Source organism: Mycolicibacterium sp. CBM1 (genome assembly GCF_054073305.1).
This window is the reverse complement of the sequence record NZ_JBSXPP010000007.1, coordinates 211370-232366: the sequence shown is the minus strand read 5'-3', so window position 1 is coordinate 232366 and position 20997 is coordinate 211370. Positions and strand designations below refer to the sequence as shown.

Sequence of the window (20997 nt, the reverse complement as noted above, 5' to 3'; positions counted from 1 at the left end):
CGGGAACCAACGGCGGCGCACGTGCGTCCTACCGGTATGGGAAGTACACGGGTGGACACCGCCGCGGTACGGGCCGTGGCACAGCGTTTCGCCGCTGCCGCCGACATCCTCGACGGTGTGTCCCGAACTCACTTGAGCCGGTTGCGCTTCGACGGCTCCGCGGCGGGCCGGGCGCACACCGCAAGCGGCGGCGCGGTGCGCGCCGCGCTGGATCACTGCGCGGCCGAACTCGCGCAGTGGTCGCGCGCCGCGGAGGAGATCGCCGCTGCGTTGCGGTCTGTCGCCGATCACTACACCGAAGCCGAGCTGAAGGCGGCGCTGCGATGACGTTCGACGTTTCCGCCCGGCTGGCGCAGGGCGCGCCGTCGGTGGCCAATACCCAGGCCTACGTCTCGGCCTGCCGCGCGGTCGGCTATCGGCATCCGGATCTGACTGCACACCCCGCTGCGGTCCTGGACTGGTACGGCGCGGTGGAGGGCCTGGATCTGCAGGCGCTCGACGCCGACTGTGCGACGTTGCGTGCGGCCGGCGCGGCCGCAGACGAGGCCCTGACCGTGCAACGCGCGGCCCTGGCCGCACTGAGCGCCGTCTGGGATGGCCAATCAGGTTCCTGGGCAGAGAATTTCATCATTCAGCATTGCGACGCCGGGGCCACCGTCGCCGGCGGCGTGCACGCCGCAGCCGAAGCGTGCACGACACTGCGGGACACCCTGTGGCGGCTGGTCGACCAGCGGGTCGAGGCGGCGGTGTCCATCGACCAGCGGTGCGCCGGCGAGCGATCGGCGTGGCTGGCCGCGGCCGCGATCGTGACCGGCGGGGCAGGAGAGCGGGCCGAGGCCGTCGAGGTGGTGACTCGACAGATCACACCGTACGTCGACGCCGACGTCCGTGGCGAATGGGTGAGCGCGATGCGTTCATCGACCACCGGGATGGCCGATGCCTACGACGACGCGATACGTCGGCTCGCTACCTCTCCCGCAGTGCATTTCGCGGTTCCCGACGTGCCCGGCCTGCCGGCCGGCGCGTCGTCGACGTCCCCGCTCGGTGAGCCGTCCGGCCCGGTCGGCGCCGTGCCCGTTGCGCGCAATCTCCCAGTGCAGCCGGCGGTGAGCGCACCCTCGATCGCTGAACCCACTCCGGGACTGTTGGTATCACCGGAAGCGATTGGGCCGCAGCCGCTCCCGCCGGCCGCTGCGGCGGGGCCGCCGACGCTGCCCGATGCCGGAACAGTCACACCGGCCGGCATTCCGGGCATGCCCGACGTCGCGGGCGGACTGTCCGGGTTGGTCGGCCAGATCACTGATGTACTCGCAGGTCTGTTCGGTGGGTCGCTCGGCGCTCCGGTCGGCGACCCGTTGTCTGATCTCGACGTTGCGGCCGGCGACGACGCTCGTGACGAACCCGAGGACACCGGCGAAGACACCGGCGAGGACACCGACCCCGGCCGCGAGGACGATTCCGTCGAACCCGCGGATATGGACGCGCAGGATGTCCCGGTGACGGAATCCGTTGCCGACCCGCAACCCGCCGCGCCGGAGCCCGCGGTCCCGGCCGTCGCTCCCGCGCCGCCCAGGCAGGAGCCGCCACCAGCCGAGGGCAACGGACAGCCAACGGGTCGGCCCGGTGAGCGGACACCCTGCGAGATCGCGGCCGACGAGCTGCCGCAGGTCGGCCAGTAAGCACCGAGCCAGGCCGTGGCGGATGTGGACCGGCGTGTCCTTCGTCCGGCCGATGAGCAACGGGCGGCGGGCCCGCCGGTGATCAGGGGAGCAGCTGCTGCAGGTCCTCGACGTAGCTGACATATTCGCCGCCGTCGGCGGTCACCGGGGTGACCAGCAGCGTGGTGACGCCCGCTTCGGCGAAGGCGGCGATGCGTTCCTTGACGAAGCCGCGCGGCCCGATCAGCGAGACCATGCGTACCAGTTCGTCGGGCACCGCGGCGATCGCCTCGGTCTTGCGGCCGGCCAGGTACAGGTCCTGGATGTGGTCGGCCACTTCGCCGTAGCCGTATCGGGTGGCCAGCTTGTGATAGAAGTTCTGCCCGCGTGCGCCCATGCCGCCGATGTAGAGCGCCAGATGGGGCTTGGCCCAGCTCAGCCGTTCTTCGACGTCGTCGCCGATGGCCAGCGAGACGCCGACCATGAGGTCGAGCTCCCCGAGTTCTGGTGCGCGCTTGGCCTTTCCGGCCCGCAGTGCCTCGCCCCACACCATGTCGGCCTTCTCGGGATAGAAGAACACCGGCTGCCAACCCTCGGCGATCTCGGCGGTCAGTTCGACATTCTTCGGTCCGAGGGCTGCGATGGTGATCGGGATACGTTCGCGGACAGGATGATTGATGAGCTGCAGTGGCTTGCCCAAGCCGGTGCCCCGCTCGGCGGGCAGCGGGATCTGGTAGCTGCGTCCGGAGTGTTGCACCCGTTCGCGCCGCCACACCTGCCGGCAGATGTCGACGACCTCACGGGTGCGGCCCAGCGGCGCGTCGAACGGGACACCGTGGAAGCCCTCCACCACCTGCGGACCCGAGGTGCCGATGCCCAGCTGGAACCGGCCGTCGGAGACGAAATCCAGTCCAGCCGCCGTCATCGCCAACAATGACGGGGTGCGGGTGTAGATGGGGAAGACACCCGAGCCGAGCTCGATGGTCGAGGTCTTGGCGGCCAGGTATCCCAGCTGGCTGACGGCGTCATAGGAGTAGGCCTCGGCGACCAGCGCGATGTCCACGCCCGCCTGCTCCAACACCACGATGTGCTCGACGGCCTCCCGGAAGCCGCCCGAGTAGTCCAGAAAGATTCCGGTGCGCATCACGCCGTTATATCACCAACCAGTTGGTTGACTGGGGGTGGGTGTTGGACGGCCCTGGCAGCTATCTGAGCAGGGCGACAATGCGCGCCTCGGGCGTCACCGGCGGCGCCTCGGGATCCGGCTGCTCGGTCTTGGGTAGCACCGCCTCGGGGTCGGCGAACTCGCGGTAGGTCTTGTCGCCGGTCAACTGGAACAGCAGGAATCCGGTCAGCAGCGCCCGGACCGTCATCTGCGTGCGCTTGTCGGAGCCCGGCAGGCCCAGGAACCGCGCGAAGCGCCGTTTCTCGGCCAGGCCGGCGGAAGTGGACTTGGCGACGATGTGCGACACCGAGCCGGTCCAGACTCGGGCGAGATCCTGGGCGTCGGTGCGCAGCGACAGCGCGTCATCGGGTGCGCTGAGTACCAGCCCAGGCACCCGCAACGTCGACGCCGGCTGCTGGGCGGGCGGTTTGGTAACCGCGGGGAACAGGGCCGCCACCGCCTTCGGTGCGGTGTCGCCCGCACCGGCCAGGCCGGCGGCGGCGAACACCGCGGCCGACGCACCGAAGCCGTGTCCCGCCAGTCCCAGCTTGGTGGGGTGGACGCTGATCTGGCCCGGGCCCAACCGCACGCCGGTGATGATGTCCAGCGTCGTGCCGAGGTCGAAGGCGAAGTTGAGCACCGACGGTGCCAGGCCGCGCTCGGTGTCGGGTGCTGCGGCGACGATGCCCCAGGAGGCGAGATGTTCCAGGGTGCGACAGTAGTGGCCGACGTCTGTGAGCCAATCGTGGCCGAAGGCCACACCAGGCAGATTGAACCCGGATGCCGGGGTGTAGACGATGCCGGGAAGCCCGGCAAAGGCCAGGTCGCCGCGCAGAACCTGATGTGGTCCGCGGCGGGTCAACGCCGCGAAGAGCTTGCGTGTCCGGGCCACCCCAAGAACCTAACGCACCGGCCCGCCCGCAGCGCTGCACTACCCTGGTTATCCATGTGCGGAATCGTGGCCTATGTCGGGCATCGCCCTGCCCGGGATGTCGTGGTCGACGCGCTGCGCCGGATGGAGTACCGCGGCTACGACTCGTCGGGCGTGGCCCTTCTCGACGGCCACGGCGGGCTGACCGTCCGCCGCCGGGCCGGTCGGCTGGCCAACCTGGAGGAGGCGCTGGCCGAGACCGACGCTGCCACGCTGACCGGTACCGCGGGCATGGGCCATACCCGCTGGGCCACCCACGGCCGGCCCACCGACCGCAACGCGCATCCGCACCGCGACGCTGCGGGCAAGTTCGCGGTGGTGCACAACGGCATCATCGAGAACTTCGCGTCGTTGCGCCAGGAACTGGAAACCGACGGTGTGGAGTTCGCCAGCGACACCGATACCGAGGTGGCCGTCCACCTGGTTGCCCGGGCCTACCGGCAGGGGCCGACCGCAGGCGACTTCGAGGCCTCGGTGCTTTCGGTGTTGCGCCGCTTGGAGGGCCACTTCACGCTGGTCTTCGCCCACGCCGACGACCCCGGCACCATCATCGCCGCCCGGCGCTCGACCCCGCTGGTGGTCGGGGTGGGCACCGGCGAGATGTTCCTCGGCTCCGACGTCGCGGCGTTCATCGAATTCACCCGCGACGCCGTCGAACTCGGTCAGGACCAGGCAGTGGTGATCACCGCCGACGGGTATCGGATCACCGACTTTGCCGGCAACGACGACGCCGCGAACGCTCGCGAGTTTCACATCGACTGGGATCTGTCGGCCGCTGAAAAGGGCGGCTACGACTACTTCATGCTCAAGGAGATCGCCGAGCAGCCGACCGCGGTCGCCGACACGCTGCTGGGTCACTTCGTCGACGGCCGCATCGTGCTCGACGAGCAGCGCCTGAGCGATCAGGAACTGCGTGAGGTCGACAAGGTCTTCATCGTCGCCTGCGGCACCGCATTCCACTCGGGGCTGTTGGCCAAGTACGCAATCGAGCATTGGACCCGACTTCCGGTGGAGGTGGAGCTGGCCAGCGAGTTCCGCTACCGGGACCCGGTGCTGGACCGAGGCACGCTGGTGATCGCCATCTCGCAGTCCGGTGAGACCGCCGACACCCTGGAGGCCGTCCGGCACGCCAAGAGCCAGAAGGCCAAGGTGCTGGCGATCTGCAACACCAACGGCAGTCAGATCCCGCGCGAGGCCGACGCGGTGCTCTACACCCGCGCCGGCCCGGAGATCGGCGTGGCGGCCACCAAGACCTTCCTGGCCCAGATCGCCGCCAACTATCTGGTCGGCCTGGCCCTGGCGCAGGCCCGCGGCACCAAGTACCCCGACGAGGTCGAGCGGGAGTACAAAGAGCTCGAAGCGATGCCCGATCAGGTGGCCCGTGTACTGGAGCACATCGGACCCATCACCGAGCTCGGCAAGCGGTTCGCGGCGTCGCCGACGGTGCTGTTCCTGGGGCGTCACGTCGGATATCCGGTGGCACTCGAGGGTGCGCTCAAGCTCAAGGAACTGGCCTACATGCACGCCGAGGGCTTCGCCGCCGGTGAGCTGAAGCACGGGCCGATCGCACTCATCGACGAGGGCCTGCCGGTCATCGTTGTGATGCCGTCGCCGAAGAACGCGGCCACGCTGCACGCCAAGCTGTTGAGCAACATCCGGGAGATCCAGGCCCGCGGCGCGGTCACGATCGTGCTGGCCGAGGAGGGCGACGACACGGTGCGGCCGTATGCCGACCACATCTTCGAATTGCCTGCCGTCTCAACGCTTTTCCAGCCGTTGCTGTCCACGGTTCCGCTGCAGGTGTTTGCCGCCGCGGTGGCGCGCGCTCGCGGCTACGACGTCGACAAGCCGCGCAACCTGGCCAAGTCCGTCACGGTCGAGTAGAGCGCGGGCCGCTGCTTGCGCCGCTTGCGCGTAAGTGTTCGTTTTGATCGCCGTGGACACGTAGGCCACGTGCGTGAAAGCGGAGCGGCTTGGCGAGATCCTGGACCGGTTGGGTGACGGCGGCAGCGTCGACGTGGTCCGGCTGGCCGAGGAGTTCCAGGTGTCGTCCGCCACGATTCGCCGCGATCTGCAGTCCCTTCACGAGCAGGGCCTGGTGCGCCGGACACCCGGCGGCGCGCTGCCGAATCCGGCAGGCCTGGAAATGCCGATCCGGTACAAGGCATCTCGCCAGCTCAAGCAGAAGCGGGCCATCGGGATCGCCGCCGCCGAGCTGATCTCGCGACCCAACATTCGCCTGATCGTGGTGGGCGGCAAGGCAAGACACGCTTCCTACGAACTGGTCGGGCCCGCCGCCGAGGCGATGATCGCGCAGTACCACTTCGACATCGCCTTCGTCGGGGCCGACGGATTCACTGCCTCGGGCGGGTGCACCACCCACGACGAGATGGAGGCGCACACCGACCTGGCGTTCATCCAGCAGGCCGCGCGCACGGTGCTGGTGGCCGACAGCTCCAAGATCGGCAAGGTGACGTTCGCCCGCATCTGCGGGCCCGAGGTGATCCGCACGCTGGTCACCGATGCCGACATCGCCGAGGAGGACCGCCTCGCTGCGGAGACCCGCAACCTCGAGGTCGTCGTCGCCGGCGCGAAATAGGCTGCAGCACAATCTCAGCCGAGGACAATCCGTTCGCGCGAGCCCACCGCTGACCCGGTGTCGGCGTCGAACAGATACGTCTTTTCCGGCGCCAGGGACAGACTCACCGCGGCGCCGGGGTCGAAGAACACACCGGGCGGCGCCTGCGCGACCACTCGCGCCGGCTCACCCTCGGTGGGAACCAGCGTGTGCACCAAGACATGGCTGCCGAGCGGCTCGCAAAAGTCCACCACTGCCGGTACGGCACCGTTGCGCTGCGCCGAACCGGCTTGCACCGTCACGTGTTCGGGCCGCACGCCGCCGACAGCGGGCCCATCCGGTGCCGCCACAGGGTGTACGGCCGCGCAGGCGATCCGCAGGACGCCAGCGTGCACGGCAGCCGTCATCAGGCTCATCGGCGGGTTGCCCATGAAGGTCGCGACGAAACGGCTGGGAGCTGATCCCGACAGCGTTGAGCGCGGCGTTCACCAGACCGAAGTCCCACTTGACGAAGTCGACCGCGGCTTTCTTGCGGGCCTCGCCGTTGTCGAACACCACCCAGTTGTCCGGGCCGGAGATGGTCTGGTGGCCACCGCTGGATCCGGCGAAGGTGGGCAGCATCTGTACGCCGTACTGGATGTCGGACAGCGAGCTGAGATCCCACGGGCCGGTGACGAGCATCCCGATCTTGCCGCTGTTCATCAGCTTGGTGCCGTTGCTGTTGGTGGTGTCGAGGTTGATCGACATGTCGGTGACGGCCATCTGCTGCAGCACGGTCAGTGCCTTGACGCCGGTCTCGGAGTTGAACACGGCGTGAGTGTTGTCCGGCGACAGGATGTCACCGCCGGCTTCCCAGGGCATAGGCGGCCAGCAGCCAGCCGTACTGGCTCTTGGCCGGATCGTTCAGCTTGGCCGCGGCGGCCCGGAGGTCGTCCCAGGTCCACTGGTCGGTGGGCGTCGGAATGCCGGCCTGTTCGATGGGCAATGACTCGATTGTCACCAGTTCCGCTCGTAGACCCCGGCCGACCAGTAGGTGCACTCGTCGAACGGTATGTCGATCAGCTCGCAGAACCCGACCATCGTCCAGTGCACGGAATGGCAGAGCCCGAGCACCTTCAGCCGCGGGGCGACGTGGTGCAGGTAGGCGACGTTCATGGCCATCGGGTTGGTGTAGTTCAGCAGCCAGGCGTCTGGGCACAGCGCCGCCATGTCGGCGGCGATACCGGCCAGCACCGGGAATGTCCGCAGTCCGCGGAAGATGCCGCCGATGCCGATCGTGACAGGATGTCCCCGAGCAGCTCCCTGGTGAAGACGACGCTGCCGGCACCGATGATCACGATCGTGGATTTCGTCCCAGCAGTTTTGCGCATTTCGCGCATATCACCCGATAGTGCGCGTGCTGCTGTGCGCGTTCGTGCGTGGGTCGGGGGACGCCGCATCGACTGTGCGCCGACGCGTTCGACTGTGCGTCGACGGCGACCTTTCGGCGGAATTCCCGCCCTTGACGCACAGTCGACCCGCGGTGGATTGCCGATTCGCGGCGGACCCCGGTGCGATCGCCCGTCGGCAACGTAACCTTGGTCGCGATGCGGCACTACTACACCGCCGACGCGATCCGCGCCGCCGAGGCGCCCCTGCTGGCGAGCCTGCCCGACGGTGTCTTGATGCGCCGTGCCGCCTACGGGCTGGCCACCGCGATCGCCGCGGAGCTGCGCAGCCGGACCGGCGCAGTGGCCGGTAGCCGGGTCTGCGCCGTCGTCGGCTCCGGGGACAACGGCGGTGACGCGCTGTGGGCGGCGACCCTGCTGCGGCGCCGCGGAGCCGCGGCGACCGCCGTGCTGCTGAGCCCCGATCGCACCCACCCCAAGGCTCTTGCGGCGTTCCGGGCCGCCGGCGGCCGGGTGGTCGCGAGTGTCCCGCCGGCGACCGACCTCGTGATCGACGGCGTCGTCGGCATCTCCGGAACCGGCCCGCTTCGACCCGCGGCGGCCGAGGTCTTCGCCGCCGTCGATGCCGCAGGCATTCCCGTCGTTGCCGTCGACATTCCCAGCGGCGTGGACGTCCAGACCGGAGCTGTCACCGGACCCTCCGTACACGCCGTGTTGACCGTGACGTTCGGCGGCCTCAAACCGGTGCACGCGCTCGGTGAGTGCGGTCGCGTCGAACTGGTCGACATCGGACTGGACCTGCCGCCCACCGACCTCCTCGGTTTCGACGCCGCGGAGGTCAAGGCCCGCTGGCCGAAGCCCGGCGCACACGACGACAAGTACAGCCAGGGGGTGACCGGCATTCTCGCCGGCTCCTCGACGTACCCGGGCGCGGCGATCCTGTGCACCGGCGCCGCGGTGGCCACCACCTCGGGTATGAAGCGATACGCCGGGTCCGCCGCGGCCGACGTGGTGTCGCACTGGCCGGAAGTGGTCGCCGCGCCGAGCCCGCAGGCCGCCGGGCGGGTGCAGTCCTGGGTGGTGGGTCCCGGTCTCGGCACCGACGAAAGCGGTTTCGCCACACTGGCCTTCGCACTCGGCACGGACCTGCCGGTGGTAGTCGACGCCGACGCGCTGACCATGCTGGCCGCGCATCCAGACCTGGTGGCGCGGCGAGACGCCCCGACCGTGCTGACACCGCACGCCGGGGAGTTCGCCCGCCTGGCGGGCCATCCCCCGGGCGACGACCGGGTGGCCGCCGCCCGCAAGCTGGCCGAGGCCTTCGGGGCGACGGTGCTGCTCAAGGGCAATGTCACGATCATCGCCGAGCCGGCGGGCAGGAGCGAAGCGACCCGGGGATCAGCGCCGTCCGGCACCGTCTACCTCAACCCCGCGGGCGGGGCATGGGCGGCCACCGCCGGCTCCGGCGACGTGCTGTCCGGCATGATCGGCGCACTACTGGCCTCCGGACTGCCGCCGGCCGAAGCCGCTGCGGCAGCAGCCTTCGTGCACGCCCGCGCCGCCAACGCCTCGGCCGCCGATCCCGGCCCGGCTCCGGTCCCCACGTCCGCGTCGCGCATTCTCGCTCACATTCGTCAAGCTGTCGCAGAGCTCTAGGAAGGTGTCCCATGCCACACGTCAAGTACCGTTCCCCGTCGATCGCGCCGGCCTACACCGGTCGGCTGTCCACCGATCCGGTGCCGTCGCTGCGGCTACCCGACGAGTCGATGGAACCCGCTGCGGCGTACCGGTTCATCCACGACGAACTGATGCTCGACGGCAGCTCCCGGCTCAACCTCGCCACGTTCGTCACCACGTGGATGGACCCCGAAGCCGAGAAGCTGATGTCGGAGACGTTCGACAAGAACATGATCGACAAGGACGAGTACCCGGCGACCGCGGCGATCGAATCCCGGTGTGTGTCCATGGTCGCCGACCTCTTCCACGCCGAGAACCTGCGCGACGACGACGCCGCCAGTGCGGTCGGGGTCTCGACCATCGGCTCGTCGGAGGCGGTCATGCTCGGCGGTCTGGCGCTGAAGTGGCGGTGGAAGGAACGCGTCGGCGATAAGTGGAAGACCCGCACCCCCAACCTCGTCATGGGCTCCAACGTGCAGGTGGTCTGGGAGAAGTTCTGCCGCTACTTCGAAGTCGAGCCGCGCTACATCCCGATGGCCGAGGACCGCTACGTCATCACCCCCGAGCAGGTGCTCGAGTACGTCGACGAGGACACCATCGGTGTGGTCGCGATCCTGGGCACCACCTACACCGGCGAGCTGGAGCCGGTCGCCGAGATCTGCGCCGCGCTGGACCGACTGGCCGCGGAGAAGGGACTCGACATCCCGGTGCACGTCGACGCTGCCAGCGGTGGATTCGTGGTGCCGTTCCTGCATCCCGACCTCAAGTGGGACTTCCGGCTACCGCGGGTGGCGTCGATCAACGTCAGCGGCCACAAGTACGGACTCACCTATCCCGGAATCGGATTCGTGGTGTGGCGCAACGCCGACTGCCTGCCCGAGGAACTCGTCTTCCGGGTCAACTACCTCGGCGGTGACATGCCGACGTTCACGCTGAACTTCTCCCGGCCCGGAAACCAGGTGGTCGGTCAGTACTACAACTTCCTGCGGCTGGGCCGCGCCGGCTACACCCACGTGATGCAGTGCCTCTCGTCGACCGCGCGCTGGTTCGCCGACAAGCTCGAGGGTTGCCAGCACTTCGAGGTGATCGCAGACGGTTCGGCGATCCCGGTGGTGGCGTTCCGGCTGAAGGGCGACTTCGGCTACACCGAGTTCGACGTGTCGGCCGCCCTGCGCTCCTACGGCTGGCAGGTGCCGGCCTACACGATGCCCGATGGCGCCGAGGATGTTTCGGTGCTACGGGTGGTGGTGCGCGAGGGCTTCTCGGCAGACCTGGCCCGCTCGCTGTGGGAGGACCTCAACGCGGTGCTCGGCCATCTGGACGCGATCAAGCCCGACGGCCACTTCACCCAGGAGCACTTCGCGCACTGAGCGGCTCAGCGGACCCGCTCGTTCGCCGGGTCGTAGATCGCCTTGAGTGACACGGTGATCGGATAGACCTCGCCGCCAACATTGACGGCGTAGGACCCGGCGCGCACCCAGTCGGGGGTGACGACGGCGGCGTCGTCGCCCGCTCGCAGGTAGCCCAGCCCGACGCACGCCCCGGTGGTGGCGCCCCAGGCGGCGGAGCTGACCTGACCGGCGACCACGCCGTCGCGCAGGATCAGCTCACCGCCCCACAACATCGGCTCGGGTGAGTCGACCGCGAAGCTGACCAGTCGGCGGCGCGGGCCCTGCGCCTTGGCTTTCTCCACCGCGGCGCGGCCCAGAAAGTCGACGTCCGCGTTGAGTTTGCAGGTGAACAGCAACCCGGCCTCGACCGGATTGTCGTTGGGGGTGAGTTCCCGCCCGAAGGCCCGGTAACCCTTCTCCAGCCGCATCGACTCGATGGCGTAGTACCCGCCGCGGGCGATGCCGAGCTTCTCGCCCGCCGCGAGTAGGTCCTCGTAGACCCCGACCGCGAACTCGGTGGGAACGTAAAGCTCCCAACCCAATTCGCCGACATAGGTGATCCGTGTGGCCCGCACGGTGGCATAGCCCAGTGAGATCACCTGGCTGGTGGCGAATCCGAACGCGGCATCGGACAGGTCGGCGTCGGTGAGGCCGGCCAGCAGCTCACGCGACTTCGGGCCCATCACCCCGAACACCGCCATCGACGACGTGACGTCGACCAACTCGGCATGCACCCCGGTGGGCATGTTCTTGCGAATGTGGTCCTTGTCGCGTTCTGTGGTGGCCGCACTGCTGACGATCAGGTACTCGTGTGCCCCGGTGCGGGTGACGGTGATGTCGGATTCGTAGGTGCCGCGCTCGTTGAGCATCCCGGTGTACACCGACTTACCCACCGGGACAGCGACATCGGCGGTACACAGCCACTGCAGTGCGGTTTCGGCGTCGGGACCGACCACCACGTACTTGGAGAACGAGGTCTGGTCGAACACCGTGACGTTGCTACGGGTGTTGACCTGTTCGGCGGCCGACCACGGCAACCAGTTCTGCTTGCCCCACGAGTATTCGATCACCGGGTCCTCGCCCTCGGGGGCGAAGAAGTTGGCGCGCTCCCAACCCATCCGGCTGCCGAAATTCGCACCCGCTTCGACCAGGAGGTGGTGCACCGGTGAGCGCCGGAACGGCCGCGCGGTAGTGAGTTCGCGGTTTGGCCAAGGGATCTCGTAGTGCACACCGAGTACCTCGGCGACCCGGTCGTGCAGCCAGGCCACATTGCCGTTGAAGGGGGCGAAGCGGCGGATGTCGACGCCGGTCAGGTCGGTGGTGGCCGACCCGTTGACGATCCATTCGGCCAGCGCACGACCCGCGCCGCCGGCCGAGGCGATGCCCACTGAGTTGAAGCCCGCGCCGACGAAGAAGTTGGCGCAGTTGGGTGCCTCGCCGAGGATGAACTGGTTGTCCGGGGTGAAGCTCTCCGGGCCGTTGTAGAGCTTCTTCAGCCCGGTGTGCTCCAGATCCGGAATGCGAAGCAGCGCATTCTCCATCAGGATCTCGAAGTGTTCCCAGTCCTCGTCGAGCAGCTGGAACTCGAAGGGGTAGGGGATCGCGTCGGGCGCCACCCACGGTTTGGCCTCGGGCTCGAAGCCACCGATGACCAGCCCGCCCACCTCTTCCTTGAAGTAGGTGTAGCCGTCCGGGTCGCGCAGGATGGGTAGGTCGGGATGCACCCCGGCGATGGTCTCGGTGACGACGTAGAAGTGCTCCGCCGAATATAGCGGCACGTTGACGCCGGCCATCGCGCCGATCGCCTTGGCCCACTGGCCGGCACAGTTGACCACGATCTGCGCCTCGATGTCGCCGGCGTCGGTGCGCACCCCGGTCACTGCCGTCCCGTCGGTGAGCACGTCGAGAACGCGGACATGCTCGAAGACCTTGGCGCCTCGTTGGCGAGCCCCCTTGGCCAGTGCCATGGTCAGGTCGGTCGGATTGGCCTTGCCGTCGGCAGGCAGCCAGATCGCGCCGACCAGGTCGTCGACCCGCATCACCGGGTAGCGCTCGAAAGCTTCCTCGGGGGTGAGCAATTCACAGTCGAGGTTGTAGGCCGCGGCGTTGGCCGCGGTGCGGCGCAACTGCGTCATCCGGTCTTCGGTGCGTGCCACCGTCACACCACCGCACTGCTTGTAGCCGGCGCTGAGTCCGGTCTCGGCTTCCAGCTCGGCGTAAAGTTGCGTCGAGTACTGCACCAGCCGGGTGCCGCTCTCCGAGGCGCGCAGCTGGCCGACCAGACCCGCGGCGTGCCACGTCGTCCCACAGGACAGTTGGCCCTGCTCGAGCAGCACCACGTCGGTGTGCCCCAGCTTGGTCAGGTGGTAGGCGACGCTGGTGCCGATCACGCCGCCGCCGATGATCACGATCTGGGCGCGGCCGGGCAGCTCTTGGGCGGACATGTATTCCTATCGGTTGGCAGTTTCGGTCTTAATCGCTGGCCTGCGCGTCGGTGAGCAGGCGCGGGAAATCGGGCCCCCGGAACTCGGCGACGGCGGACTCGTAGCGCTCCATCGCCCATTCCCAGAAGTCGAAATCCAGTTCGCTGGAGCCGTTCTGGATACATCCCCACAGCGTCCAGCCGTACTTGCCGACGATTCCCTGCAGGCGCGCGCGGGCGGTCTTGTGGCGCAGCGGACGGCCGTAGTAGAGGGTCACCAGCTCCTCGAGTTGTTCGGTGGACAGCCCGCATTCGGCGGCGAGGTTGCCCAGCTCGAAACAGGGGTCGTTGTTGCCGGAGTATTCGTAGTCGATCAGCCAGACCCGCTCGCCGTTGTCGACGAAGTTGCCGGCCAGCAGGTCGTTGTTGCACGGCACCGTGGTTTGGTCGGCGGCGTCGAGTACCCGTTGCACTGCAGTGAACTCATCGGTGTAGTCGAGGTAGTCGGCGGGCATCCGGAAGCCGTTGTCCTGCGCCACTTTCAAGTAGGCAGGCTGGCGCTCGAACATGTTGAACCGGTCGCGAAAGCGTGGCCCGGCGTGCAGTGCGCGGCAGCCCGCCGCCACTCGGGCCAGCACGTCGGGGCGTTGCAGGTCGGCGTTGGTCAAGGTGGTGCCCTCGAGAAAGCCGACCAGCAGGATGCCCAGATCGGGGCGGTAGTCGACGACGGGTGCACCGACACCGGCCTGCTCGGCGGCCTTGCTGTTGACGTACTCGTTGTCCCGGTCGATGCCCAGCAGGTTCTTGGTGTTCACACTGCAGCGGGCGACGTAGACCCCTGTCGCGGTGGTGATCTTGACGTTGCGGTTGGTCAGGCCCCCCGAGAGTTCCTCAAGTCGGCGCGGTTGACCCGCCACCGCGGGCAGTTGTTCCAGCAGCGCATCCAGATCCGCGTCGGACAGGAACACCATGCTGTAAAAGACTAGACTATTGACTTGCCTCGGTGTCAATGTTTGACTCGGCCGTGCCGTCGAATCCTGATGTCCGCCCGACCCACGAACTCATCGCCAGCTGGGCCGCCTCCCGTCGCCCTGCGGTGGTCTTCGACTTCAACGGGACGCTCTCCGACGACGAGCCGATCCTGTTCCGGATCTTCCGCGAACTGTTCGACGAGCACCTGAACTGGACCCTGACCCAGGCCGACTACGACCGCCATCTGCTCGGCCACAGTGACCGCGAGATCGTCGAGAAGGCCCTGCAGATCACCGGGGCCGGCGGTCATGATGTCGACGCGCTGCTGGCGGAGCGCAAGCGGCGCTACCGCGACCTGGTCGCCGACGACAACCCGATCCAGCCCGGCACCGTGCACCTGGTGCAGGTGCTCGCCGAGCATCGGGTGCCCTTGGCGATCGTCACCGGTGCCCAGCGCGACGACGTCCACGCCGTGCTGTCGAGCAGTCCGGTGGGTGACCTGATCGAGATCGTGGTCGCCGAGGAGGACGTCAACCGCGGCAAGCCGGATCCGGAGGGTTTCCTCGCCGGTGCCGACCGATTGGGCTGTGCACCAAGCGATGTGCTTGTCTTCGAGGACTCCGTGCCCGGAGTGCGTGGCGCGCTGGCAGCGGGGATGCGTTGCGTCGCGGTGGGTGCCGAGCCCGGTGCGGAGCTGCTGGCGGTGGCGCCGGCGGTGGTGGGACGACTGACGGCCGACCTCGTCGGCCCGGTGCTGCCGGTGTTGCGGGCCCGCGGCTAGGAAGCCGGCGAGGTCTCGACCCTGCCCTCCGGGCCACGATCCACACCTGACCTGACCCGGATCCGGGTGCGGTCGGAGCGGAAGTAGTCGTGGGAGAACTCGACCGGCTCACCGTCGCGGTCATAGGCGGTCCGGGTCACCAGCAGCAACGGGTGGCCGGGCGAGACCGCCAGCAACTCGGCGGTGAAATCGGAGGCGGGGGTGGCCTCAATGTGCTCGTCGGCGGAGAACAGCGCCGTGTCGAACGCATCGATCATCAGGGCGTACACCGACCCCGTCAGGTCCGCGGCCAGCAGACCCGGGAACCGCGCGGCAGGCAGGTAGGTCTCCTCGAGCAGCACCGGAGTGCCGTTGGCCGACCGCATCCGGACGATCTCGTGGACCCGGGCTCCGCGCTTGAGTGCCAGGGCCTGTCGGATCTCGGCCGTCGGCACCCGGGTGGCGGCCCGCACCACGTGGGCCCCGGCGGACATGTCGAGGCGACGCAGCTGCTCGGTGAACCCTGGCAGCCCGGTGTGGTCGAACTCCAGGCGCGGGGTCTCGACGAAGTTGCCCCCGAACCGACCCCGGCTGCGCCGGATGAGCCCCTTGGCCTCGATCGCGCCCAGAGCCTGGCGCAGCGTCATCCGACTGACGCCCAGCGCGCCGGCGATCTCCACCTCCGCGGGCAGCTTGTCGCCGGCCGCCAGCCGGCCAGAGACGATCAGCGTCTCGAGCCAGGTCGCGATCCGGGAATGCGCCGGCTGCTCCGACGGGCCGCCGAGGTCGGGCCGCTTGGCCAGCACGGCGTCGTCCATCGACAGCACACGCACACCGCCGACTCTACCGCCACGGATCGACCCGAAACGACAGGTCAACGCCCTGTGCGGGGTTTCGGCGCGGGGTCTGGGACAATTGGTAGAGGTGACATGAACATGCACACGACATCGTTGACCCCGTCGACGCACTCCCAGGTTTGGCGCCCCGGCGCCGAAGCGCTCATCGATCTAGGGGCGATCGCCCACAACGTGCGCGTTCTGCGTGAGCACGCCGGCTCCGCGCAGGTGATGGCGGTGGTCAAGGCCGACGCCTACGGACACGGCGCCGTGGCGGTCGGCCGGGCCGCCGTCGCCGCGGGTGCCGCCGAACTGGGTGTGGCGACCCTTGACGAGGCACTGGCATTGCGGCGGGCCGGCATCACCGCGCCGGTGTTGGCCTGGCTGCACCCGCCGGGCACCGACTTCGGTCCGGCGCTGGCGGCCGACGTCCAGATCGCGGTCTCCTCGGCGCGCCAGGTCGGTGATCTGCTCGACGCCGTCGAGCGCACCGGGCGCACCGCCGAGGTCACGGTGAAGGTCGACACCGGGCTCAGCCGCAACGGGGTCAGTCCCGCCGATTACTCGGCGGTGCTGACGGCGCTCCAACGCGCGGCTGCCAGCGACGCGATCCGGCTGCGCGGCATCATGTCGCATCTGGCCAGTGGGGACCTCCCCGACGATCCGCTCAACGATCTTCAGGCGCAGCGGTTCACCGAGATGATCGCCGAAGCCCGCAGGCGCGGAATCGCCTTCGAGGTCGCGCATTTGTCCAATTCGCCGTCGGCGATGACCCGGCCCGATCTCGGGTTCGATATGGTGCGTCCCGGTATCGCGGTCTACGGGCTCAGCCCGATCCCGGAGCGTGGCGATCTGGGGCTGCGGCCTGCTATGACGCTGAAATGTCAAGTGGCGATGGTCAAATCGATCAAAGCCGGGGACGGTGTGTCCTACGGGCACACCTGGATCGCCGAGCGGGACACCACGCTCGCGCTGCTGCCGATCGGCTATGCGGACGGGTTGTATCGCACCCTCGGCGGCCGAATCGACGTCCTGATCAACGGGCGGCTGCGCCGCAGCGTCGGCCGGGTTTGCATGGACCAGTTCGTCGTCGACCTCGGCCCGGGACAGCCCGACGTCGTCGAGGGCGACGAGGCGATCCTGTTCGGCCCCGGCGCATCGGGCGAACCCACCGTCCAGGATTGGGCCGACCTGCTCGGGACCATCCACTACGAGGTGGTCACGAGTCCGCGCGGCCGGATCGTACGCACCTACCGGGAGGTCCAAGCCGATGGCCAGTGACCCCGCCAAGTCGCCGAAACCCAAGCGCAGCAGCGTCATCGACGACCGCCTGGCCCGGGGCGTGGAGAAGAGCACCGAGCTACTGGCCCGCAAGGCCGGCGACCCCGGCCTGGGTATCGGCAAGAAGGCCGGCTTGCTAGCCGGGGCAGCGGGGCTTGGCGCCGTTGGGACCGTCGCCGGGTTGTCGGCGGCGCGCGCTCTGAGGCACCGGTCGTTCATCGAGGACGCCTACCGGGGTGAGGATTTCGCGTTGCTCGACGCCGACCGCGGCTGCGTGGTCACCACGTCGGACGGTATCCCGCTGGTGGTCCGCGAGGTCGGTCCGATCACCGCACCGCTGACCGTCGTCTTCGCCCACGGGTTCTGCCTGCGGATGGGTTCGTTCCATTTCCAGCGTGCCGCGCTTGCCGCGCGGTGGGGCGACCAGGTGCGCATGGTGTTCTACGACCAGCGCGGTCACGGCCAGTCCGGTGCGGCCCCCGTCGACACCTACACCGTCAGCCAGCTGGGGCAGGATCTGGAAACCCTTCTGCAGGTGATGGTTCCGCGCGGACCGATAGTACTCGTGGGCCATTCGATGGGTGGCATGACGGTGCTCTCGCATGCCCGGCAGTTCCCCGAGCGGTACAGCAGCCGAATCGTCGGAGCGGCCCTGATCTCCTCGGCCGCCGAAGGGCTTCCGCGCTCGCCGTTGGGTGAGATCCTGCAGAACCCCGCGCTGGAGGCGGTGCGGTTCGCCGCCCGGTACGCGCCCAAGATGATCCACCGCACCCGCGGTGCGGCACGCTCGGTGCTGCGGCCCATCCTGCGCGCCGCCTCCTACGGCGACGACCACACCAGTCCCAGCGTTGTGGCGTTCTCCGAGGACATGATCCACGACACGCCGATCGCCACCCTGGTTGAATTCCTGCATGCCCTGGAAGTCCACGACGAGAGCGCGGCGCTGCCGGTACTCGCCCGGATTCCCACCCTGGTCGCCTGCGGTGACCACGACGTGTTGACGCCGGTCGTGCACTCCGAGGAGATGGCCGCGGTGTTGCCCGACTCGGAGTTGGTCGTGGTGCCCGGCGCCGGTCACCTCGTGCAGCTCGAACAGCCCGACGTGATCAACGACGCGCTCGTGCGCCTCGTCGAGCGGGCGACCTCGTCGAAACTGGTCGCCTTCGCGCGTCGGCTCAAGGACCGGGCCCGTGGATGACACCAAGGCCGACGGCCGTGTGCAGGGCGGCACCTGTGCCTTGCCGACGTTGGACGACACCATGGCGCTCGGCGAGCGTCTCGGCCGTCAGCTGCGCGCCGGCGACGTCGTCGTGCTGTCCGGTCCGCTCGGCGCCGGAAAGACGGCCCTGACAAAGGGAATCGCGCGCGGCATGGATGTGGATGGGCCGGTGACCTCGCCGTCGTTCGTGCTGGCCCGGGTTCACCGGGCACGCCGGCCCGAGGCCCCGGCGCTGGTTCACGTCGACGTCTACCGGCTGCTCGAACACACGGGTTCGGACCTGCTCGCCGAGCTGGATTCACTGGACCTCGACACCGATCTGGATCACGCCGTGGTGGTCGTCGAATGGGGCGAGGGGCTCGCCGAGCGGCTTTCCGAGAACCACCTCGACATCACCCTGTCGCGCAGCCCGGACAGCGAGCAGCGCACCGCGACATGGCAGTGGAGTCACCGGTGATCCGCAACATCCTGGCCATCGACACCGCGACACCGGCGGTCACGGCCGCGGTGGTCGTCCGTGCGGCCGGCGGAGCGCTCGAACTGGCCGGTGAGCGGATCACCCGCGACGCCCGAGCCCACGCCGAGATGCTGACCCCCAATGTGGTGACCGCGGTCGCCGAGGCCGGGCTGACCATGGCAGACCTGGACGCCGTCGTCGTCGGCTGCGGGCCCGGACCGTTCACCGGGTTGCGGGTCGGGATGGCCACCGCCGCCGCCTATGGCCACGCACTGGGTGTGCCGGTGTACGGGGTGTGCAGCCTCGACGCCATCGGCGGTCTCACCACCGGCAACGTGCTGGTGGTCACCGACGCCCGTCGCCGCGAGGTGTACTGGGCGCAGTACCGTGACGGGGTGCGCGTCGAGGGTCCTGACGTCGACGCTCCCGCGGATGTCCCCATCGGCGCCGCCGAGGCCGTTGCCGGATCGCCTGAGCACATCACGCTGTTCGCGTCGCCCGGGATCGGCCCCGCCTACCCCTCGGCGCTGGGACTGGTTGGCGCTGTTGTCGATTGGGACGAACAGCCCGCACCGCTGGTGCCGCTCTACCTGCGGCGCCCCGACGCCAAATCACTGGCGGAGCGGGGCCTGGTGCGATGAACGTTCAGTACGGGCCGCTGCGCAAGACTGACGCCACGCGCTGCGCCGAGTTGGAGAACTTGCTGTTCGAGGGCGATGACCCGTGGCCGGACTTCGCGTTCCTGCGTGAGCTGGCCGCGCCGCACAACCGGTACGTGGCTGCCAGGGTGGACGACAAGCTGGTCGGCTACGCCGGGATCTCCCGGCTGGGTCGCACCCCTCCGTTCGAGTACGAGATCCACACCGTCGGCGTCGATCCGGCCTATCAGGGACACGGCATCGGGCGGCAGATGATGGTCGAGCTTCTCGGTGAGGTCGGCCCGGACTCGGTGGTCTACCTGGAGGTCCGCACCGACAACGAACCGGCGATCGCGCTGTATGAAAGCCTCGGTTTCGAGAAGATGGGTGTGCGCAAGCGCTATTACCGTGTCAGCGGCGCCGACGCCTACACGATGCGACGGGACGGTCAGTGAAAGTCATCCTCGCCATCGAAAGCTCTTGTGACGAAACAGGAGTCGGTATCGCCCGCCTTGACGACGACGGCACGATTACGCTGCTGGCCGACGAGGTCGCTTCCAGCGTCGACGAGCACGCGCGGTTCGGCGGAGTGGTGCCCGAGATCGCGTCCCGCGCTCACCTCGAAGCGCTCGGCCCCACCATGCGCCGCGCTCTGGCGCTTGCCGGGATCGACAAGCCCGATGTCGTCGCGGCGACCATCGGGCCCGGGCTGGCCGGTGCCCTGCTGGTCGGGGTGGCCGCCGCCAAGGCCTACGCGGCGGCGTGGGGTGTGCCGTTCTACGCCGTCAACCACCTCGGTGGGCACCTGGCCGCCGACGTCTACGACCACGGCCCGCTGCCGGAGTGTGTGGGGCTGCTGGTGTCCGGTGGCCACACCCATCTGCTGCACGTGCGCTCACTCGGCGAACCGATCATCGAGCTGGGCAGCACGGTCGACGACGCGGCCGGGGAGGCCTACGACAAGGTCGCCCGGCTGCTCGGCCTGGGCTACCCGGGCGGACGGGTGCTCGACGAGCTGGCCCGCACCGGCGACCGCGACGCCATCACCTTCCCGCGCGGCATGACCGGTCCGCGCGACGAACGGTTCGCCTTCTCCTTCTCGGGGCTCAAGACGGCCGTCGCCCGCTACGTCGAGGGCCATCCTGGGGCGCCGACGTCCGACATCGCCGCCGGGTTCCAGGAAGCCGTGGCCGACGTACTGACCGCCAAGGCGGTGCGTGCGGCCACCGAGCTCGGGGTCTCGACGTTGCTGATCGCCGGGGGAGTGGCAGCCAACTCCCGACTGCGTGAACTGGCCGCGCAGCGCTGCGCCGAGGCGGGGCTGACGCTGCGGATCCCGCGCCTGCGGCTGTGCACCGACAACGGCGCCATGATCGCCTCGTTCGCCGCGCACCTGATCGCGGCGGGTGCCGCGCCGTCGCCGCTCGATGTCAAAAGTGACCCTGGCCTGCCTGTTATCGCCGGACAGGTGGCCTGAGCGCGGCCGGCGCGCCGCCCACTCCACGCCGTTTTGTCCGCTCACGGCGAATCCGCAGCGGGCCACCCTTGAGTGCTAGCACTCGCATGTATAGAGTGCTAGGTGGCTTACGGACAACCCCCTGCGCCGGCACCCGCGACGACGGTG

22 protein-coding genes are annotated in these 20997 nt (G+C 68.9%); 13 read left to right on the top strand and 9 right to left on the bottom strand.

What is annotated here, in order from left to right; genetic code table 11:
• Positions 1-36 precede the first annotated feature (36 nt).
• A complete protein-coding gene (locus tag ACXDF8_RS12615; RefSeq protein WP_457223589.1) occupies positions 37-327 on the top strand; it encodes a DUF7162 family protein in 291 nt (96 codons plus the stop codon).
• The gene (locus ACXDF8_RS12610) at positions 324-1679 is read left to right on the top strand and encodes a hypothetical protein (RefSeq protein ID WP_457223588.1); all 1356 of its coding nucleotides are present in this window, start codon (positions 324-326) and stop codon (positions 1677-1679) included. Before ACXDF8_RS12615 ends, ACXDF8_RS12610 begins: the two co-directional genes overlap by 4 nt.
• Before the next feature lie 82 nt (positions 1680-1761).
• Here ACXDF8_RS12610 and ACXDF8_RS12605 read toward each other — a convergent pair whose 3' ends face one another.
• Complete coding sequence (locus ACXDF8_RS12605) at positions 1762-2802, bottom strand: LLM class F420-dependent oxidoreductase (protein ID WP_457223587.1); 1041 nt, start codon at positions 2800-2802, stop codon at positions 1762-1764.
• A gap of 61 nt (positions 2803-2863) precedes the next feature.
• A complete protein-coding gene (locus ACXDF8_RS12600; protein ID WP_457223586.1) occupies positions 2864-3715 on the bottom strand; it encodes a dienelactone hydrolase family protein in 852 nt (283 codons plus the stop codon).
• A 54-nt stretch (positions 3716-3769) separates the two neighbouring features.
• On the opposite strand from ACXDF8_RS12600, the gene glmS reads away from it, so the two are divergent.
• The gene (gene glmS / locus ACXDF8_RS12595; protein WP_457223585.1) at positions 3770-5638 is read left to right on the top strand and encodes a glutamine--fructose-6-phosphate transaminase (isomerizing); all 1869 of its coding nucleotides are present in this window, start codon (positions 3770-3772) and stop codon (positions 5636-5638) included.
• A 73-nt stretch (positions 5639-5711) separates the two neighbouring features.
• On the top strand, positions 5712-6353 hold the full coding sequence (locus tag ACXDF8_RS12590) for a DeoR/GlpR family DNA-binding transcription regulator (RefSeq protein WP_457223584.1): 642 nt from the start codon (positions 5712-5714) through the stop codon (positions 6351-6353).
• Between the two features lie 14 nt (positions 6354-6367).
• Here the strand turns inward: ACXDF8_RS12590 and ACXDF8_RS12585 are convergent, their stop codons facing one another.
• Genes ACXDF8_RS12585 through ACXDF8_RS12570 form a run of 4 tightly spaced genes read right to left on the bottom strand, consistent with a single transcriptional unit; the run spans position 6368 to position 7601 of the window.
• Entirely contained in the window at positions 6368-6628 is a 261-nt protein-coding gene (locus tag ACXDF8_RS12585; protein ID WP_457223583.1) for a TOBE domain-containing protein, read from the bottom strand.
• Complete coding sequence (locus ACXDF8_RS12580; RefSeq protein WP_457223582.1) at positions 6519-7142, bottom strand: extracellular solute-binding protein; 624 nt, start codon at positions 7140-7142, stop codon at positions 6519-6521. Before ACXDF8_RS12580 ends, ACXDF8_RS12585 begins: the two co-directional genes overlap by 110 nt.
• A gap of 28 nt (positions 7143-7170) precedes the next feature.
• Positions 7171-7332, bottom strand: a complete 162-nt coding sequence (locus ACXDF8_RS12575; RefSeq protein ID WP_457223581.1) for a hypothetical protein — start codon at positions 7330-7332, stop codon at positions 7171-7173.
• Positions 7329-7601, bottom strand: coding sequence for a family 4 glycosyl hydrolase (locus tag ACXDF8_RS12570; protein WP_457223611.1), 273 nt, complete (start codon positions 7599-7601; stop codon positions 7329-7331). The genes ACXDF8_RS12575 and ACXDF8_RS12570 overlap by 4 nt, the downstream gene beginning before the upstream one ends.
• Before the next feature lie 317 nt (positions 7602-7918).
• Here ACXDF8_RS12570 and ACXDF8_RS12565 point away from each other — a divergent pair, with 317 nt between their 5' ends.
• Together ACXDF8_RS12565 and ACXDF8_RS12560 are read left to right on the top strand one after the other, a co-directional pair.
• On the top strand, positions 7919-9376 hold the full coding sequence (locus ACXDF8_RS12565) for an NAD(P)H-hydrate dehydratase (RefSeq protein WP_457223580.1): 1458 nt from the start codon (positions 7919-7921) through the stop codon (positions 9374-9376).
• Positions 9377-9387: 11 nt separating this feature from the next.
• Complete coding sequence (locus ACXDF8_RS12560) at positions 9388-10767, top strand: glutamate decarboxylase (protein WP_457223579.1); 1380 nt, start codon at positions 9388-9390, stop codon at positions 10765-10767.
• A gap of 5 nt (positions 10768-10772) precedes the next feature.
• Here ACXDF8_RS12560 and ACXDF8_RS12555 read toward each other — a convergent pair whose 3' ends face one another.
• Both ACXDF8_RS12555 and ACXDF8_RS12550 read right to left on the bottom strand, forming a co-directional pair.
• On the bottom strand, positions 10773-13232 hold the full coding sequence (locus ACXDF8_RS12555) for a GcvT family protein (RefSeq protein WP_457223578.1): 2460 nt from the start codon (positions 13230-13232) through the stop codon (positions 10773-10775).
• Positions 13233-13260: 28 nt separating this feature from the next.
• On the bottom strand, positions 13261-14181 hold the full coding sequence (locus ACXDF8_RS12550; RefSeq protein WP_457223577.1) for a phosphotransferase: 921 nt from the start codon (positions 14179-14181) through the stop codon (positions 13261-13263).
• Between the two features lie 38 nt (positions 14182-14219).
• Between ACXDF8_RS12550 and ACXDF8_RS12545 the strand changes: the two genes are divergently transcribed.
• Positions 14220-14963, top strand: a complete 744-nt coding sequence (locus tag ACXDF8_RS12545; RefSeq protein ID WP_457223576.1) for an HAD family hydrolase — start codon at positions 14220-14222, stop codon at positions 14961-14963.
• Here the strand turns inward: ACXDF8_RS12545 and ACXDF8_RS12540 are convergent.
• Complete coding sequence (locus ACXDF8_RS12540) at positions 14960-15775, bottom strand: GntR family transcriptional regulator (RefSeq protein ID WP_457223575.1); 816 nt, start codon at positions 15773-15775, stop codon at positions 14960-14962. The genes ACXDF8_RS12545 and ACXDF8_RS12540 overlap by 4 nt on opposite strands.
• 96 nt (positions 15776-15871) lie before the next feature.
• On the opposite strand from ACXDF8_RS12540, the gene alr reads away from it, so the two are divergent.
• The 6 genes from alr to tsaD are packed head-to-tail and all read left to right on the top strand — an operon-like array spanning position 15872 to position 20850.
• A complete protein-coding gene (alr, locus tag ACXDF8_RS12535) occupies positions 15872-17059 on the top strand; it encodes an alanine racemase (protein WP_457223574.1) in 1188 nt (395 codons plus the stop codon).
• On the top strand, positions 17049-18257 hold the full coding sequence (locus tag ACXDF8_RS12530) for an alpha/beta fold hydrolase (protein WP_457223573.1): 1209 nt from the start codon (positions 17049-17051) through the stop codon (positions 18255-18257). The genes alr and ACXDF8_RS12530 overlap by 11 nt, the downstream gene beginning before the upstream one ends.
• A complete protein-coding gene (gene tsaE / locus ACXDF8_RS12525) occupies positions 18250-18735 on the top strand; it encodes a tRNA (adenosine(37)-N6)-threonylcarbamoyltransferase complex ATPase subunit type 1 TsaE (protein ID WP_457223572.1) in 486 nt (161 codons plus the stop codon). Before ACXDF8_RS12530 ends, tsaE begins: the two co-directional genes overlap by 8 nt.
• Positions 18714-19376 carry a tRNA (adenosine(37)-N6)-threonylcarbamoyltransferase complex dimerization subunit type 1 TsaB gene (tsaB, locus tag ACXDF8_RS12520; RefSeq protein ID WP_457223571.1) on the top strand — a complete coding sequence of 221 codons (663 nt, stop codon included), beginning with the start codon at positions 18714-18716 and terminating at the stop codon, positions 19374-19376. Before tsaE ends, tsaB begins: the two co-directional genes overlap by 22 nt.
• Positions 19373-19828, top strand: coding sequence for a ribosomal protein S18-alanine N-acetyltransferase (gene rimI, locus ACXDF8_RS12515; RefSeq protein ID WP_457223570.1), 456 nt, complete (start codon positions 19373-19375; stop codon positions 19826-19828). Before tsaB ends, rimI begins: the two co-directional genes overlap by 4 nt.
• Positions 19825-20850, top strand: a complete 1026-nt coding sequence (gene tsaD, locus ACXDF8_RS12510; protein ID WP_457223569.1) for a tRNA (adenosine(37)-N6)-threonylcarbamoyltransferase complex transferase subunit TsaD — start codon at positions 19825-19827, stop codon at positions 20848-20850. Before rimI ends, tsaD begins: the two co-directional genes overlap by 4 nt.
• The last annotated feature ends 147 nt before the right edge of the window (positions 20851-20997 follow it).